This window comes from Bacillus sp. cl96 (assembly GCF_900100505.1).
Taxonomy (GTDB): domain Bacteria; phylum Bacillota; class Bacilli; order Bacillales; family Bacillaceae_G; genus Bacillus_A; species Bacillus_A cereus.
The window spans coordinates 75,837-92,703 of record NZ_FNDM01000011.1 but is presented as its reverse complement, the minus strand read 5'-3'; the positions used below and the strand labels follow the sequence as shown (position 1 = coordinate 92,703).

The following is a 16,867-nucleotide window of genomic DNA, read 5'->3' as shown; positions in this document are numbered from 1 at the left end:
ATTCCAGCCCTCCAGTTGATTTCGCTTTCACAGCGCTTTATAAAGTAATACTGCCTGTAATTAATCCATAAATCGCAAAGAATGCTAAAGCACCAATTGCTACGGATGATGCTAATTCCACTCGAGTAAATATTTGCTTCGAACTCTTTTGCTTTTGAACATTGTAAAAAATAAAAATACCTGGCGCATATAAAGTCATTGTTAATAATAAATACTCTAAACCGGCTGCATAAACTAACCACACGCCATAAATACTTGCAATCAAGCCAATTATTATATTTTTATTTCGATCTGCTTCTTCAGACTTTAAGCTATGCTTCAGTTGATAAAATGCTGAAAAAGCATATGGGATTAAAATAGCTGAAGATGCTAAAGAGAATGCAAAGTTATACGCCTGATCAGAAACGACGAATGTTAACAAGAATATTTGTATTAAACCATTTGTTATCCATAATGAATTTACTGGAGCCTTATTTTTATTTTCTTTTGCGAACCATTTTGGAAATACTCCATCTTTAGCCGCTAAATATGGAATTTCAGAAGCGAGCAAAGTCCAACCTAACCAAGCACCTAATACAGAGATGACTAAACCTAAATTAATAAAGATAGCACCCCATTTTCCAACAACACTTTCAAACAAATAAGCCATAGCCGGATTTTTCAAACCTGCAATGTCTGCTTGCTGCATAAGTCCAAGAGACAATAATGTGATTAAAATGTAAATGATGAGTGTACCAATTAAGCCAATAACGGTTGCTTTCCCTACATCACTTCTATTTTTTGCTCGACTGGATAAAACAACAGCCCCTTCTACCCCAATAAATACCCATAAAGTTACAAGCATTGTACTTTTAACTTGGCTGCCAACTGCTCCCCATGAAAAAGAACCAGTTTGCCCCCAAAATCCATCTAAGAACGTATCAATATGAAACGCAAAGATTCCTATGACAATAAATACAAATACAGGTACTAATTTTGCGATTGTAGTTACTAAATTCACAAGTGCTGCTGATTGAACTCCACGTAAAATTAACATGTGAACACACCATAATAATACGCTTGCACCAATAATGGATTCTACATTTTGACCGCCTTCAAAGATCGGGAAGAAATATCCTAATGAAGAAAACAATAATGTACCGTAAGCTACATTCCCAAGCCAAGCAGATAGCCAGTATCCCCACGCACTATTAAACCCCATAAAATTACCAAACCCTGCTTTTGCATAGCTAAAAATACCACCATCTAAATCTGGCCGTTTTACAGTTAGATTTTGAAAAGATAATCCGAGTGCGATCATCCCAATTCCTGTTATAACCCAGCCAATAATAATGGCTCCAGCACCAGCACCTTTTGCCATATCACTCGCTAAATTAAAGGCTCCACCGCCAATCATAGACCCAACTACAAGAGCCGTTAGTGTAAACAACCCTAATTTCTTATCTTCACCCATTCCACTCACCTCTCTTTAATTGCAATAACAATACAAAAGCAATAGTGAATGATAGTGTCTAAAGGAGGAGAAAGAAGAAAGGAAGACTCCCTTTCTTCTTTACTCCATGTTTCCTAAAGTAGCTGCCATAACCGCTTTAATTGTATGCATTCTATTTTCAGCTTGATCAAATACTTTTGAATGTTTACTGCGGAATACTTCGTCAGTTACCTCCATTTCTTTCAACCCATATTTCTCATAAACTTCTTCGCCATACATCGTTTCAACATCATGAAATGCAGGTAAACAATGTAAGAAAATCACGTTTTCATTCCCTGTTGCTTTAATCATTTTCATATTTACTTGATAAGGTTTCAATAACTCGACACGTTCAGCAAATTTTTCTTCTTCCCCCATAGACACCCATACATCTGTATAAATTACATCTGCATTCGCAACAGCTTCTTCCACATTACTTGTTATCATTACTTGTTCATTATATTTTTTTGCTAAATCAATTACTTCTTGTGCAGGCCATAAAGATTCCGGTGTACAAATACGTACATCCATTCCAACGATTGCTCCACCAACTAGTAAGCTATTAGCAACATTATTTCGCCCATCGCCAACGTAAACGAGCTTCACATTTTTCAATTTCCCTATATGTTCTCTAATTGTTAATAAATCTGCTAGTGTTTGTGTTGGATGCCACATATCTGTTAATCCATTCCAAACTGGCACACCAGAATTTCGTGCTAAAGATTCTACAGTTTCATGATTAAATCCACGAAACTCAATTCCGTCAAACATACGCCCTAACACTTTTGCTGTATCCTCTACAGATTCTTTTTTCCCAAGTTGAATATCACCTTTCCCTAAATATTCAGGATTTGCCCCTAAATCTGTACATGCTACTGTAAATGCACAACGCGTACGAGTAGAAGTTTTTTCAAATAAGAGCGCTACATTTTTACCTTCTAAATAATGATGCGGGATACCATTTTTCTTTTTCTCTTTTAATTCTGCTGCCAAATCTAGAAAATATAACAATTCTTCTTGTGTAAAATCTTTTTCTGCTAGAAAGCTTCTTCCTTTTAAATTTGGTCTAGTCATTAACATAATTCATCCCTACTTTCTCCGTTATTTATACTAAATATCTTTACGAACAATTGGCATACTCATGCAACGTGGACCCCCACGACCACGAGATAATTCCGAACTTAGCACCTCAATCACTTCTATACCGTGTTCACGTAATAACGTATTAGATACATAGTTACGATCATATGTAACAACTACACCTGGCGCAATTGCTAATGTGTTCGAGCCATCATTCCATTGTTCACGAGCAGAAGCAATTACATCTCCTCCTCCACATGGAATAAGAACTAATTCACTTAAGCCTAATACCTCTTTTAATGCTTCCATTAAAGAAGTACGATGTGTAATTTTAAGAGTTTCCTCATCTGATCCTTTTTCTAAAATATAAATATTCATATTCCCTTTTGGCCCTTGAATGGCTGGGTGAATTGTAAACTTGTCATAATCAACCATTGTAAATACTGTATCTAAATGCATAAATGCTCGACATTTTGGAATTTCTATTGCTAACACTTTCTTAATTTTATTTTGTCGGCTAAAAAGATTTTTAGCTAAACGTTCAATTGCTTTAGCTGAAGTACGAGCAGATACTCCAATTGCAATTGTTTCTTCATTTAAAATTAGCTCGTCGCCACCTTCAATTGGAAATTTATAATCACGATCTAACCAGATTGGTACATTATGTTTTGCAAATCTTGGATGATATTTAATGATGTACTCCATGAATAATGATTCACGTCTACGCGCTGGTTCTCTCATCTTATTTATCGTTAAGCCATCGCCCACGCTAGCTGCTGGATCACGAGTAAAATATAAATTAGGCATTGGATCTAAGTAAAACGGATAGTGATCTTCCATTAATTCATATAAATGTGTCTTCTTACTTGTTTCAATTTCGTTTTTCCGTACACCGCCCATAATTTTTTGAATTAATTCTTCATTTGAAAAGGAAAGTAAATATTCTTTTAAAGTTTGATGTGCAACATTTACGTCGGCCTGTCCTTCTTTTAAAATACGATCAACAAATTCTTCTCGAAGTTTTTTATCTACTAACGCCTCCGCGGCTAGTTTTTCTAAATAAAGAACTTCAACACCCCGATTGCGTAACGTTTGTGCAAAATAATCATGCTCTTTTTGAATAATTGGTAAGTATGGAATATCGTCAAATAATAATTGCTGCAAATAATCTGGCGTCAAGTTTTCCACTTCTTTACCCGGTCGTTTTAATAAAACCGTTTGTAATTCCCCAATTTCTGAAGTAACATGTATCGGATGTTTCATTTGTTGTACCTCCTTTTAAATATGTTTGATGTCTTACAAGTACATAATAAATGCTCTGTACTTTCATCTTTGTGAAAGCATCCACATTATCATTGTGAAATATTAAACAAGTTATTTTTTTAAAATCATACGAATATGTATTTTTATAACAAACTATCTTGCTTTCTCAATAAAAAATACATATATTACGCATATATGTTGAATATTTAACTTCCGTATTTAAACAAAAATCCTGTTTTTAATTTTATTAAAAACAGGATTTTTGCATCTAAATAATTAAATTTAATCTTTCTTCTATAATCTCCCTATCTGATTTCGACTGTGAAATTATAAGGCATGTATCATTTCCACATATACATCCTATTTTTTCTTTCCAATCTAACTCATCAAATAAAACACCAATAACATGTGCATTACCAGGTAATGTTTTAATAACCATTAATTGATCTACACAATCAATTTTTACAACAACTTCTCGTAATTTTTTCTTTAACTTTATATCAGTTTGTAAATGCTCTTCTGAGAAAACTTTATATATCATTAATCCTTCTTGAGAAGGTACCTTCGTTAAGTTTAACTCACGAATATCGCGAGAAACCGTAGCTTGTGTTACTAATACATCTTTTTTTGCTAACAATTCTACTAATCTTTCTTGCTTATCTATTTCATACTCCTTTACAAATTGTTTAATTAACCGTTGTCTTTTTTCTTTTTTCATAAAAGACACCCCTTTTAATATTATAGCTCGCTATAATTTTCATCCGAAAGGGAGAGAAAAGAATGTTGCGGAAACGTTCATAGTTTAACTGTAAATATTAAATCAAACTAAATAAAAAAGAGAAGAACAGCATTCTGTTCTTCCTTTTACATTGAAAATCGTTCAATTGTTTGTTTCAAATCAGTTGCTTGCTTCTCTAAATCCTTTAATAATTGATCGATTACTATCATATTTTTAGATTGTTGTAGCGTCACACGTGCTACTTCTTGCGAACCAGCTGACGTTTCTTCAGCAATTGCTGCTACAGCTTTTGTTTGTGCTCCTGTTTGATGAATGTGGCTCACTTGTTCATTCATATAACTACTAATTTGCTGAGTTGCATCGGCTACTTCCATAACACTTGATGACATTTCTTTTAAAATTAATTCCGTAGCTTCCCCACGTTTCGCCTCTTCTTTAGCTATTTTCACTTGTTCTGTCATTTTCATTGCAACTTGTTGTACTTCATCTTGCATATTCCGTAATAACTGCGATATGTTTCTTGCAGAATGATCACTTTCATCAGCAAGTTTACGTACTTCTTCCGCAACAACCGCAAAGCCTCTTCCATGCTCTCCTGCGCGAGCTGCCTCAATAGAAGCATTTAGTGCTAATAAATTCGTTTGGCTAGCAATCGCACTCACAACAGACACAATATGTTCTACTTGTTTCATTCGTTCTTCTAACTTCTGTACATTTTGCATTGAATCTTCATTTTCTTTTGCCAATGTTTGAATACCTTGAATTAAAGACGTAAAGACACGAGTACTATGCCCTAAAGCTTCAACCATTTCTGAAGACAATGTATCAGACTGCTTCGCTTTTTCTTCTACTTCACTTGCAATAGAAGTCGTTGTATCAACAGCAGAAACAATTGCTTGAATTGATGCCGCTGATTGCTCAGCGCCTGAAGAAATCTCTGCAAGTGTCTCAGATACACCTTGCGCTTGTCTCGTTGCTTCGCCTGTTTGTTTTCTAATCTGCTGTACTTGATTATTTGTATACGAAAATGTTGTATCAATATTTTTTACCATGCCCCTTAAGTTTCCTAACATCATATTAAATGCAACACTTAAAGATTTAATTTCATCATCTGTCTTCGGTAATGGAACATCTTCACGAATATCACCCTCAGCTGCTTTTCTTGCCGCTTCCTCTAACTTGCGAAGCGGTTTAATTAAAAATACGGCTGCTCCATATGCTAAAATTCCAGACCATACTACCCCTAATAACATAACGATAATATTATATACAGTTTGACTTACATAACTTTGAAAATAATCGTATATCACGTAAATAAAAAATATACTTGTTGAATATGTAATGAAAGCTAAAACTGTAGTGAATAGCATAAGTTGTGTACGTAATCCAAAAGAAAATGTTTTTCTTTCTTTTTCCATCTTCCCTTTCCCCCTTTTTATAAGCAATATAAATACTACCTATATATTATTATCCATATTTTCATTATAGAAGGATATAAAGATTTTAAAAATCATTATTTCTTTGAATATCAAATTGCACGAAAAAAATAAAGGATTCTGACAATTTGTGACTAATAACAGAAATACAGGGCAACATTTGTAAAATATATTTTTAACTGGGGGTTTTGTATGATTCAAGTTCGAAATCTAGTAAAATCATTCGGTTCACTTGATGTGTTAAAAGGAATTGATTTAGAAGTAAAAGAAAAAGAAGTTGTTGTTTTAATTGGTGCCAGTGGTTCTGGTAAAAGTACATTACTTCGCTGTCTTAACTTTTTAGAAATGTACGATGAAGGCGAAATTCACTTACAAGGTGAGCGAATTGATCCAAAGCATTCAAATTTAAATAAAGTCCGTGAAAATGTCGGTATGGTTTTTCAGCACTTTAACCTCTTTCCTCATATGACCTCACTAGAAAACATCATAGAAGCACCTATTCACGTAAAAAAATTAGAGAAAGCAAATGCACAGGATATTGGAAATCAACTTCTCCAAAAAGTCGGCCTTCAAGATAAAGCGGATGTAACTCCTCATCTTCTTTCAGGTGGTCAAAAACAGCGCATTGCCATTGCACGAGCTCTTGCAATGAGCCCTAAGATTATGCTATTTGATGAGCCTACCTCAGCTTTAGACCCTGAACTTGTTGGAGAAGTATTGCAAGTTATGAAAGAACTTGCTGAAGAAGGGATGACAATGGTTATTGTTACTCATGAAATGAATTTCGCAAAAGATGTAGCTGATCGCGTCATATTTATGGACGATGGAAAGATTGTAGAAGATGCTCCGCCAGTACAATTCTTTTCAGCTCCATCACATGAACGGGCAAAACAATTTTTACGCAACGTTTTATAATGTAACTTTTGTTTCAAACGAAAAGGAATACATTCATACGGTGCACAACTAATCATCCAAATAAAATATTTCAATAACATACTAAAAAACCATCCGTATGATCAATATATAGGAGGGGTTTTATGAAAAGAAAACTATTAACCATTGTTGCGAGCATTACACTATGTACATCCTTCATACTAGGAGCTTGTAGCAAAGAAAGCTCTACTACTTCATCAAATAGTGAAAAAGAATTTCGCTATGCGATGAGTGGATTATACAAACCTTTTAACTATAAAGAAAATGACGGCAAACTTGTCGGCTTTGATGTAGAAATCGGTGAAGCTCTTGCTAAAAAGATGAACATGAAGGCTACGCCCGTTACAAACCCATGGGAAACGCTGATTCAAGGTCTTCAAGCGAAGAAATATGATGTAATACTGGGTAGTATGGCAATTACAGAGGAGCGCTTAAAAGCTGTTAGTTTCTCAAATCCGTACTATCGCTCTGGCGCCCAAATTTTTGTGGCTAAAAAGAATACCGCTATCTCTTCTCCAGAAGATTTAAAAGGTAAGAAAATTGGTGTTGTAAAAGCTAGTACCTTTAAAAATCTTGTTGCAAAATATACAGATCAAATCACAGAATATGACAGCGATATTACTGCTCTTATGGACTTAGAGCCTGGGCGTGTTGACGCAGTAATTACGGATCAAATGGTTGGTCTACGTATGATAAAAGAAGGAAAATCGAAGATAAAAGAAGCCGGAAAACCATTAAATCTTGATGAAATGGGAATTGCTATTCGCAAAGATGATAAAGAAATGGTTGAGAAAGTAAATAAAGCGTTAGATGAAATCATTAAAGATGGTACGTATGAAAAGATCAGTAAAAAATGGTTCGGGCGTAATATTCTCGGTGAAGAGGAAAAAACGAAGTAAGTTAGCCATTCAAAAGATTCATAAACAATGCCCCACTGATTAAATGTTCATTTTATGTGGGGCATTTCATTCTCTACTAAAATCTATACAATATGAGGTGAAACGCATGTTTGAAATTTTTATCTCTTCCTATCCCACACTCTTAAAGGCTACTATTGTCACATTACAATTAACATTAACTTCCCTAGTACTCGGTTCATTAATTGGATTATTATTCGCTTTCTTTCGAATCTCTAACAATAAAGTTTTAAATAGTATCGCTCATGTCTACATTGCTATTATTCGTGGTACACCTTTAATTGTTCAAATTGCCATTCTCTATTTTGGAATTACATCCGTTGTTGTTTTCACCCCTTTTTGGGCAGGTGCAATCGCTTTAGCAATTCATAACGGAGCATATATTACGGAAATTTTCCGTGGATCTATTCAATCCGTTGACCGGGGACAATTAGAAGCAGCTCGCTCTTTAGGCATGCCTTATCCTTTAGCTATGCGACGAATTATATTACCACAAGCATTTCGTCTGTCTCTTCCTCCTCTAGGAAACCAATTTATTATCGGATTAAAAGATTCTTCACTTGTTGCTTATGTAGGAATGTCCGAATTATGGGGTTCAGGTTTATCAATTGCAGCAGGTAATTTCCAACAATTAGATACTTACATAATCGTTGGTGCATACTATCTCATACTTGTTCTTCTATTTACTTATTTTGTTAATCTTTTAGAAAAACGACTACAACGAAAAGAAACTAACTCCGTCCAAGTCCATAAAAGGAACAAAAAGGAAGTTTCTTTATAAGAAAAAGCAAGCCTGAGATGGCTTGCTTTTTCATTGCAAAAATATATTAATTTTTACTGATTTACTTTTTTAATACTCTTTTCTTCTTCTATATGTTCCTCACGATATGAAATATTATGAGGATCTAGTCCATTTCCTAAAGAACCATAAAAATGCTCTCTATGCGGATCCACTAATTCACTTCCTTGATAATACACACGTGGTGTATTCCATAGCGCTGCCAAAGCTTTTGTCATCGGCATCTCATGATAGCGTTCCGGCCACATTTCTTTAATCTTCTCTTTTACTAACGGATAGTATTTAGAACTCATAGCGGGAAACAGATGATGTTCTGTATGATATGAGAAATTGAAATGTAAAACGTCTACCCAGCGCGGCACTGTTACTGACAAACAGTTTGCTAACGGATCATTTACTGGAACAATTGGATTTAAGCGGTGATTTGTTGCGATATATGCCATTACAATAAAGTTAGCAATTAACAACGGAATGACATATGCAAATAACCATTTTCCAGGTCCCATAATAAACAATAAACTAATCCAAACTGTCCAAGGCAAAAGAAGTTGAAGCCATACAGATTTTTGATTGGATGACTTGAACTCTTTTATAAAATGAAAGAACATTCGAGTCGAATGCAATGTAAATTGAATTGTTAGTGACAGAAAACTAAAGAATGAACGTACATGTAAAGGCATACGATATACCCAACTCAAAAACTTACTCTTCTTAAGTTTCTCAAGTGTCGGCCATGCATCTGGATCATTCTCTTCATGCTGTGTATGAACATGATGCGTTGCATTATGCCACTTTCTCCAAAGCTTTGGCCCTGTTGATAATGGCATAAATGCAATCGCGCCTAAGAAGTCACGAAGCCATGCCTTTCTTACAACAGTTCCATGTAAAATTTCATGCCCTAAAAATCCTAGTGAAGCAAAACATAATCCAAGAACAATCGCAATTCCTAGATTCGCCCACACATTCAATTCAAATACACCAATCGATATTAATCCCGCCAATGCCACAAGCAAATAAGCCAGTCCACCAAATAAACGAGTAGGCACTGGTTTAAATGCTTTTTTCGGCAAATGTGGTGATACACGTGCTGCATACCACCCAAACGTATGAAGCTCCTTCATCCTTTTGCTCCTTTCTTATGCCGCGCCTTGCGCAACTTACATATATCAATTCTTGCTTCCAGATTGATTTTACTAGATGATCCAAAAAGCATCTACTATAAGGAAAATATACTCACTCTATCGTCACTTATTTTTCGCTTTTATTATCAATGAAAAACATTTCTCTTTTTACTCTCTATCAACCTTTCCACATGATGAATCATAACAATAGAATTTCTATATTGTCAACACCTTTTATGACCTAGTAATAAAAGGTGGTTATATTTTTATAATCATACTTTATTTCACTAAAGAAAATGTATAGATTCCATAAGGATTTACCCACTATATATAGACATTTTCTTAAACGCCATAGACTCTATCTCATTCAATAACTCCCTATGTAATCAACAAACAGAATCACTTGAATTTAGTTTTATATAAATCCTACTACATCATAATGCCCCACCTAATTAATTATATCAAAATAATTTATAACCTCTTTTAATAAAAATAGACTACTTCTAAAACAACACACATGAATTTCATATAATATGGAAATATTAAAAGGAAAATTGTTCTAAAATCAGGAGGTTTCCACAATGACAAGTGATACATTTCCACAACTGCCGCTATCTTATTGGATTGAATCTACTCAGTTTCCTACTTTCCCTCGTTTATCCGAAAATATAAAGACGAAAGTTGCTATTATCGGTGCTGGTATTACAGGTATTACTACTGCCTATTTACTTGCAAAAGAAGGCATCGATGTTGTTTTAATTGATTCTGGTCGTATTTTAAATGGAACGACTGGGCATACAACAGCGAAAGTAACAGCACAACATGATCTTATTTATGATGAATTAATAAATCATTTCGGTGTAGAAAAGGCCCGGCTTTACTATGAATCAAATAATCAGGCTCTACAATTCATAAATAAAACTGTTCAAACATATAAAATCGACTGTAATTTCTCAAATGAAGATTCATATTTATATACAACTACTGATAACGGATTAAGAAATTTATCGAAAGAATATGAAGCTTATCAAAAATTAAATATACCTTGTGACTATGTTCAATCTCTATCGATTCCTATTCCAGTACAATCTGCGCTTGTAATGAAAAATCAAGCACAATTCCATCCCCTTCTTTATTTAAAAACACTTTTAGAAAAGTTTGTGGAGATGGGCGGAAAGGTCTACGAACAAACAACAGCTATGGATGTGGAAAAGGGAGATTATCCACAAATAATTACAAAAGAGGGCCATCATATCACTTGTGAATATGTCGTCTCTTGTTCACATTTTCCTTTTTATGATGCGAATAGCTTTTTCTTTACGCGAATGTACGCAGAACGCTCCTACGCTCTTGCAATAAAAGCAAAAACAGATTATCCAGGTGGCATGTATTTAAGTATTGATGATCCAAAGCGCTCCTTACGCTATATAACAAACAATGGAGAAAAATTAATTTTGATTGGCGGAGAGAGTCATAAAACAGGACAAGGAATAAATACGATGCTTCATTATGAAGCACTCTATTCTTTTGCTGAAGCAACTTTTGGAATAGACGAAGTTCCTTATAGATGGTCAGCACAAGATTTAATCACTCTAGATAAGCTTCCTTATATCGGACATATTAACGAAAGAAATCCAAATATATTTGTTGCAACTGGATATCGCAAATGGGGAATGACAACTGGAACTGCTGCCGCTCACCTACTGAAGGACTCCATCCTAAAAGTTCACAGTCCCTATAAAGAACTGTATGCACCATCACGCTTCCATGCAAATCCAGATATAAAAACGTTCCTCTCCCAAAACATTGATGTTGCGAAACATTTAATTGAAGGAAAGATTGAAACCGCATTACGTAAGCCAGAAGATCTCGAAGTTGGTGAAGGATCTGTCGTACATGTTAACGGTAAACGAGCAGGTGCTTATAAGGACAAAGAAGGAAAATTACATATCGTCGATACAACTTGTACACATCTCGGCTGTGAAGTTGAATGGAATAATGGTGATTGTACTTGGGATTGCCCTTGCCACGGTTCTCGTTTTTCTATTGAGGGGGACGTTCTTGAAGGCCCAGCAGATCAACCGTTAAAACGAGTTGATAATGAGTAAACAAATAAAGAAGTTCAACAAAATTACTGTTGAACTTCTTTATTTGTTATAAACCCTTTTCAGATAAAATTCGACACAAGGAGGAAAATATTAACATTAAATAAAATAATATATTCATCTACAAATTAAAAGGGGTGAATATTATGCAACCTTCAGCTCCACCTCATCTAGAATCTACAGAAACTATCTTTCCAAGCTCTATTACAAAACTTGTTGTTTTTATTTGTTGGCTAGCCATTTTAGCTGATGGATATGATTTAGGTATTTACGGTGCCGTTCTACCAAAGCTCCTAGAAGACAAAAGCTGGGCGCTATCACCAGCGCATGCTGGTACAATTGCAAGCTATGCTTTATTTGGGATGTTTATTGGGGCTATTCTAGTTGGAACGATTACAGATCTAATTGGCCGTAAATGGACGCTTATATGCTGTTTAGCACTTTTTTCTATCACAATGGGTTTAGCGGCTATCGCTCCTTCTCCTGAGTTATTTGGATTATCTCGATTTATAGGAGGAATCGGATTAGGCGGTGTTATCCCAACAGCTTCAGCACTTACTGTTGAATATTCACCAAAAAAAAGGCAATCTTTTATTTATGCTCTTATGTTTACTGGCTATCCTTTAGGTATCGTGTTAGGTGCTATTTTGTCCATGCTTATGTTAGAAGATTTCGGATGGAGAATTATGTTTGGTATCGGAATGATTCCACTACTCCTCATTCCTTTCATTATTCGCTATTTACCCGAGTCCATTCAATTTTTATTATCACGTAATCGCCAAGAAGAAGTGAACCAAATTCTTAATCGTTTTCAAATTGAATTTCATGTAAAAGATAAAACTCATCAAGACCCATCTACTATACGAAAGAAAAATGGATTTTTTACTTTATTCTCAAAAGAATACATAAAAGCAACGCTACTTTTTTGGATCACTTATATAATGGGAATGTTTTTAATATATGGTTTAAACACTTGGTTACCACAGATGATGCGCCAGGCAGGATATCCTCTTGGGTCTAGTCTGTCATTTCTACTTATGCTAAATATTACCGCAGCTATCGGCGCATTATTCGCTGGAGCAATTGCTGATCGTATAGGAGCAAAAATTGTTATTAGCATCTCTTATCTTATGGCAGCCATATGTATCGGACTATTAACAATCAAACCATCTGTTACAATCATTTATCTTTTAATTGGCCTTGCTGGTATTGGATCAGTCGGTATTACTCAAATATTAAATGCATATGTAACACAATACTTCCCATCACATATCCGAGCTACCTCCTTAGGCTGGGGACTGGGGCTTGGCCGAGTTGGTGCAATTGCTGGCCCAATTCTCGTCGGTATTATTATGACAATGCAATATGACTTAGCATGGAATTTTTACTTATTCTCCTTTGCAGGTCTTATCGCAGCTATATCTGTTTTCTTCATTCCTACAAAATAAAAAGAGCACAAACTTACTTGTGCTCTTTTTCATATGCTTCAAACAACATATCTCGAAACAATGTATTTAAACTCTCAATATCGATTCCTGATCCCTTTTCAATTCCTTTTACATATTGCTGATAGTAATGAATTTGTTCTTCTAAAAATTGATTTAGCACCTTAATTTTCAATCCAACATCTAATTCAGTACCTGCTTTTTTCTTTATTAACAACTTTTCAATTTCATCTAATACGCTACGTTCTAATGATAATTCTGTAATTAATCGATCAAATTCTACAGGAGGTAAAGTCGTTTTCTCTTCTAGCCACTTACAAGCTAAAATGGGACGTAATACATAAAAGTACTTTTTCAGCTTTACATTCTCACCTTGCAAAAATTCACGATAATTTTTCGAAGCCATATGTAAATAATGATATATCGTTGCTTTTGGATCAAAATTCTTCTCACTCATCTGTTGAAGTAGTTCTGGAAAATTAGAGTTTTTCGAATAAAAAATTGGTGATCGAATCCACTCAAGTAAAGCAGGATTCGACTTCGCGAATAGTTGCAACGCCTTTTTAATATCCCAACCACTTATATCTAAATCATCACTAATTGGATATTCAATTACATCTCGTTTGTCATGAATTGATAAATACCATTCTACCGGATGTATATAAACGAACCTAACATCATAATCGCTATCTTTCGATGGAAACCCCCAAGCACGACTCCCTGATTCCACCGCAAATAAAATTTTTACATCATTCTCTTTTTCAATTCTTTCTAACTCCAACTCGATTTTCTCTCTCATTTCATAACATCTCCATTTTTTGATTATTTCCTTGGAAATTCGACAATACACTATTAATTTTACTACATACTAAAAAAACTGTCAGAAATTACTGACAGCCTAATGAAACGTCTATTGTTGCTTTTCAATTACAGTAGCAGCAATTCGTTCAAACTCTTTTTGAATCTCCTCTTTATATGCATCTACTATTGAAAAATCCATAGCAGCAATATAAATTCGTTCTAATTTATCACGAACCGATTTTGCTTTCGCTAAGAAAGACATCGCCTCATTCATTTTTGCTTTATATTGAATGGAGACATCACGAATTTCCTTCGCATATTTCTCATCCGTCCCTGGCGTAACAATAAGGGCATACATATCAATAATTTCATCACCCTCGCGACTTGGAAAATATTCATGTGGTGCGGTGCTATCAAAAATTGCAAATCCTAATTCTCTTACGATAACCATATCAAGACTATTCGGGTCAAATCCACAATGATATACTTCAACTTCAAACCCTTTTTCTTCAGCTGCCTTAGCTAACTTTTTGAGCATCGTTGATTTTCCAGAGCCTGGGCGCCCTTTTATAAAATAACGATGTGGTAACCCTTCTGTTAAATTAGGAACAAAATCAACTGCTCCTTTCGGTGTAGCAGCTCCTAAAAAACGATGTTTTACAAGCGATTGTCTCCCGCTTTTATCTGCAAATAATTTCTGGATTAGTTGATTGGTTAGTTCATTTGCTTTATTAAAATCTATATTATCAATATATATCTTCTCCCACTCATCATGTATAACCAATGCCTCTTTAAAACGTGCGTAAGCAGACTGAAAAGCTTTGCTTGCTTCTGAAACAAATCTTTCAATTTCTAACTTCTGCTTTCTTAGTTTATCTGAGTCCCAAGCAATTCCTAAATTTATATACTCTTCAACAACTCCTGGCATTTTTGGCTCAATAACATGCGGCGATGTCCCATCAACAATTCCTACTTTTAATTTTGGGATAATTACACCATCAACCGATTTATTATCAGAAGAACAATGTAAAAATTCAATATCATATCCTTTTTCAATCCATTCACGACCTATTGCCTTTATTAAAGAAGATTTTCCCGTTCCTGGGCCACCCTTTAAGATAAATAATCTGTCTAATCCTTTTAAATTCTCTTCGTATAAATTGTGAAATCCCCTAGCTGTATTACCACCAGCATAATAATTTAATACATTTCCTGTCACTGCACTCACTCCTTCGCAGCATTCTATTTACATAAGCTACAATATGCGAGCAGCTTTATTTGGGTGAATACCTATTTTGTATTGCACGCAAAAAGGAAATGAATTACAATTTAACTATCGGAAAATTCCGATTTTAAAAACTGAATACTTCTTTATCAAGAGAGGCAGAGGGACCGGCCCTTTGAAGCCCAGCAACCTCAGTTTATACAAACTGAATAGGTGCTAATTCCTGCAAAATGCAATGCATTTTGGAAGATAAAACTCAACTAGCATGTAAAGCTCATCTTTCTTGATACTGAAGGATGAGCTTTTTATTATTTGAAAAACATATATTGGAGGTATGTAAAATGAAAGTAATTGATTTATCACAAACATTTGAAAATAATATGTCTCAATTTCCTGGAACACCCAAAATACAACTAGAAGCTGTTACAAGTGTTGAAGAATCAGGATATCAAGTTACAGATTTTCATTCTGTCGTTCATGTTGGCACGCATTGTGATGCTCCTGCGCATTTTATTTCAGGCGCAACGACCATCGATCAATTACCGCTGGATCAATTTGTAGGTGAAGCTGTTCTTATAGATGTAACACATATTCAAGAGCGAAAATTACCTAAGACAGTATTGCATAATACTGACATAAAAGAAGGTGATATTGTTATTTTTCATTCTAATCTATCCACAAAATGGAATACAGAAGCTTATGAGAAGGAAGCATTTTATCTTTCTGAAGAATTAGCTAAAGAACTAGTGCGATTAAAAGTAAAATCTATCGGTTTAGATTTCATTTCTCCTGATGAAGTCACAACAGAAACATCACCGATTCATCACATATTACTAGGGAATGATATTTACTTAATTGAAAACTTAACAAATCTAGATGCTATCGAAGAAAAACGTTTCTTTTTCTCAGCAGCACCTTTAAAAATTAAAAATAGTGACGGTGCTTTCGCAAGAGCATTTGCTGTTATTTTTTAAACATAGCCTATAAAAAAAGCAAAGGCCACTACTGGTCTTTGCTTCTATATTTTCTATTTAAATTAAGAAAGAATTGTTCCACACGAGGACGCACCCAAGCTAAACAATCTATCTCTTTCTTCTTTGTGCAAGCTATCTCTTCTCCATCTACCATTTCAACAAGTTCTAGTTCTAACAGTTGCCTCGTGAATGCTAACATATTCACTTCTTCGGATGGATACTCTTCTTTTAATTTCTCCTCAATTTCCCCCAATAAAAAACCGTCACGCATCATTGCCAATGCATCAATCCAAAGTGGCGGCATTTCATATTTTTCTCCTGTAATTGTATCTTTTACAATATAATTCTTTTGCTCTTTTCGAAATTGAATCGTGTGTAAACATACAGTCGAATTTAATGTTAATTCCATCATACCACCTCTTTCATAATATCTGCATAGAAAAAAGGATGCGTGTGCACCCCTTCTTATCTTTTCATAACACTACTGAACCGCTACATGAGCAATCAATCTCATGTCGATATTTTCCTCCATTATAAACGAAGTATTTTATAAAAAAA

15 protein-coding genes and 1 riboswitch are annotated in these 16,867 nt (G+C 34.7%); of the genes, 6 read left to right on the top strand and 9 right to left on the bottom strand.

Annotated elements, in window-relative coordinates; all coding sequences use genetic code 11:
* Positions 1 to 37: 37 nt before the first annotated feature.
* The 5 genes from arcD to BLT20_RS21830 form a co-directional block, all read right to left on the bottom strand.
* Complete coding sequence (arcD, locus tag BLT20_RS21850) at positions 38 to 1,453, bottom strand: arginine-ornithine antiporter (RefSeq protein WP_000503412.1); 1,416 nt, start codon at positions 1,451 to 1,453, stop codon at positions 38 to 40.
* 99 nt (positions 1,454 to 1,552) lie between these two features.
* Positions 1,553 to 2,551 (bottom strand): ornithine carbamoyltransferase, encoded by a 999-nt coding sequence (gene argF, locus BLT20_RS21845; protein ID WP_000930299.1) that lies wholly within the window; start codon positions 2,549 to 2,551, stop codon positions 1,553 to 1,555.
* A gap of 30 nt (positions 2,552 to 2,581) precedes the next feature.
* Positions 2,582 to 3,814, bottom strand: coding sequence for an arginine deiminase (gene arcA / locus BLT20_RS21840; RefSeq protein WP_000682331.1), 1,233 nt, complete (start codon positions 3,812 to 3,814; stop codon positions 2,582 to 2,584).
* 268 nt (positions 3,815 to 4,082) lie between these two features.
* A complete protein-coding gene (gene argR / locus BLT20_RS21835) occupies positions 4,083 to 4,532 on the bottom strand; it encodes an arginine repressor (protein ID WP_000711826.1) in 450 nt (149 codons plus the stop codon).
* A 146-nt stretch (positions 4,533 to 4,678) separates the two neighbouring features.
* Entirely contained in the window at positions 4,679 to 5,971 is a 1,293-nt protein-coding gene (locus tag BLT20_RS21830; protein WP_000410233.1) for a methyl-accepting chemotaxis protein, read from the bottom strand.
* 210 nt (positions 5,972 to 6,181) lie between these two features.
* Between BLT20_RS21830 and BLT20_RS21825 the strand changes: the two genes are divergently transcribed.
* The 3 genes from BLT20_RS21825 (at position 6,182) to BLT20_RS21815 (ending at position 8,620) form a co-directional block, all read left to right on the top strand.
* Complete coding sequence (locus BLT20_RS21825; RefSeq protein WP_000616927.1) at positions 6,182 to 6,904, top strand: amino acid ABC transporter ATP-binding protein; 723 nt, start codon at positions 6,182 to 6,184, stop codon at positions 6,902 to 6,904.
* Between the two features lie 122 nt (positions 6,905 to 7,026).
* Complete coding sequence (locus tag BLT20_RS21820) at positions 7,027 to 7,821, top strand: ABC transporter substrate-binding protein (protein ID WP_000823765.1); 795 nt, start codon at positions 7,027 to 7,029, stop codon at positions 7,819 to 7,821.
* Between the two features lie 43 nt (positions 7,822 to 7,864).
* Complete coding sequence (locus tag BLT20_RS21815; protein ID WP_002025246.1) at positions 7,865 to 8,620, top strand: amino acid ABC transporter permease; 756 nt, start codon at positions 7,865 to 7,867, stop codon at positions 8,618 to 8,620.
* Positions 8,621 to 8,673: 53 nt separating this feature from the next.
* Here the strand turns inward: BLT20_RS21815 and BLT20_RS21810 are convergent, their stop codons facing one another.
* Positions 8,674 to 9,759, bottom strand: a complete 1,086-nt coding sequence (locus tag BLT20_RS21810) for a Delta(10) desaturase DesB (protein WP_000661226.1) — start codon at positions 9,757 to 9,759, stop codon at positions 8,674 to 8,676.
* Positions 9,760 to 10,340: 581 nt separating this feature from the next.
* On the opposite strand from BLT20_RS21810, the gene BLT20_RS21805 reads away from it, so the two are divergent.
* On the top strand, positions 10,341 to 11,867 hold the full coding sequence (locus tag BLT20_RS21805) for an FAD-dependent oxidoreductase (RefSeq protein ID WP_000199985.1): 1,527 nt from the start codon (positions 10,341 to 10,343) through the stop codon (positions 11,865 to 11,867).
* A 143-nt stretch (positions 11,868 to 12,010) separates the two neighbouring features.
* Complete coding sequence (locus BLT20_RS21800; protein ID WP_001183082.1) at positions 12,011 to 13,312, top strand: MFS transporter; 1,302 nt, start codon at positions 12,011 to 12,013, stop codon at positions 13,310 to 13,312.
* Between the two features lie 13 nt (positions 13,313 to 13,325).
* On the opposite strand, the gene BLT20_RS21795 is transcribed toward BLT20_RS21800, so the two are convergent.
* The gene (locus tag BLT20_RS21795; protein ID WP_001208237.1) at positions 13,326 to 14,108 is read right to left on the bottom strand and encodes a nucleotidyltransferase domain-containing protein; all 783 of its coding nucleotides are present in this window, start codon (positions 14,106 to 14,108) and stop codon (positions 13,326 to 13,328) included.
* Between the two features lie 111 nt (positions 14,109 to 14,219).
* Positions 14,220 to 15,329, bottom strand: coding sequence for a PRK06851 family protein (locus tag BLT20_RS21790; protein WP_000147462.1), 1,110 nt, complete (start codon positions 15,327 to 15,329; stop codon positions 14,220 to 14,222).
* Positions 15,330 to 15,478: 149 nt separating this feature from the next.
* Positions 15,479 to 15,591, top strand: a riboswitch (SAM riboswitch).
* An 85-nt stretch (positions 15,592 to 15,676) separates the two neighbouring features.
* Here BLT20_RS21790 and BLT20_RS21785 point away from each other — a divergent pair.
* Positions 15,677 to 16,309: a cyclase family protein gene (locus tag BLT20_RS21785; RefSeq protein WP_000862981.1), complete on the top strand. Its 633-nt coding sequence runs from the start codon at positions 15,677 to 15,679 to the stop codon at positions 16,307 to 16,309.
* Between the two features lie 28 nt (positions 16,310 to 16,337).
* On the opposite strand, the gene BLT20_RS21780 is transcribed toward BLT20_RS21785, so the two are convergent.
* Positions 16,338 to 16,718, bottom strand: coding sequence for a hypothetical protein (locus BLT20_RS21780; RefSeq protein ID WP_000424116.1), 381 nt, complete (start codon positions 16,716 to 16,718; stop codon positions 16,338 to 16,340).
* Between the last annotated feature and the right edge of the window lie 149 nt (positions 16,719 to 16,867).

Excerpts from the sequence above, each read along its gene's own strand:
- arcD (WP_000503412.1), bottom strand. The coding sequence starts at position 1,453 with ATGGGTGAAGATAAGAAATTAGGGTTGTTTACACTAACGGCTCTTGTA.
- argF (WP_000930299.1), bottom strand. The coding sequence starts at position 2,551 with ATGTTAATGACTAGACCAAATTTAAAAGGAAGAAGCTTTCTAGCAGAA.
- arcA (WP_000682331.1), bottom strand. The coding sequence starts at position 3,814 with ATGAAACATCCGATACATGTTACTTCAGAAATTGGGGAATTACAAACG.
- argR (WP_000711826.1), bottom strand. The coding sequence starts at position 4,532 with ATGAAAAAAGAAAAAAGACAACGGTTAATTAAACAATTTGTAAAGGAG.
- BLT20_RS21830 (WP_000410233.1), bottom strand. The coding sequence starts at position 5,971 with ATGGAAAAAGAAAGAAAAACATTTTCTTTTGGATTACGTACACAACTT.
- BLT20_RS21825 (WP_000616927.1), top strand. The coding sequence starts at position 6,182 with ATGATTCAAGTTCGAAATCTAGTAAAATCATTCGGTTCACTTGATGTG.
- BLT20_RS21820 (WP_000823765.1), top strand. The coding sequence starts at position 7,027 with ATGAAAAGAAAACTATTAACCATTGTTGCGAGCATTACACTATGTACA.
- BLT20_RS21815 (WP_002025246.1), top strand. The coding sequence starts at position 7,865 with ATGTTCATTTTATGTGGGGCATTTCATTCTCTACTAAAATCTATACAA.
- BLT20_RS21810 (WP_000661226.1), bottom strand. The coding sequence starts at position 9,759 with ATGAAGGAGCTTCATACGTTTGGGTGGTATGCAGCACGTGTATCACCA.
- BLT20_RS21805 (WP_000199985.1), top strand. The coding sequence starts at position 10,341 with ATGACAAGTGATACATTTCCACAACTGCCGCTATCTTATTGGATTGAA.
- BLT20_RS21800 (WP_001183082.1), top strand. The coding sequence starts at position 12,011 with ATGCAACCTTCAGCTCCACCTCATCTAGAATCTACAGAAACTATCTTT.
- BLT20_RS21795 (WP_001208237.1), bottom strand. The coding sequence starts at position 14,108 with ATGAGAGAGAAAATCGAGTTGGAGTTAGAAAGAATTGAAAAAGAGAAT.
- BLT20_RS21785 (WP_000862981.1), top strand. The coding sequence starts at position 15,677 with ATGAAAGTAATTGATTTATCACAAACATTTGAAAATAATATGTCTCAA.
- BLT20_RS21780 (WP_000424116.1), bottom strand. The coding sequence starts at position 16,718 with ATGGAATTAACATTAAATTCGACTGTATGTTTACACACGATTCAATTT.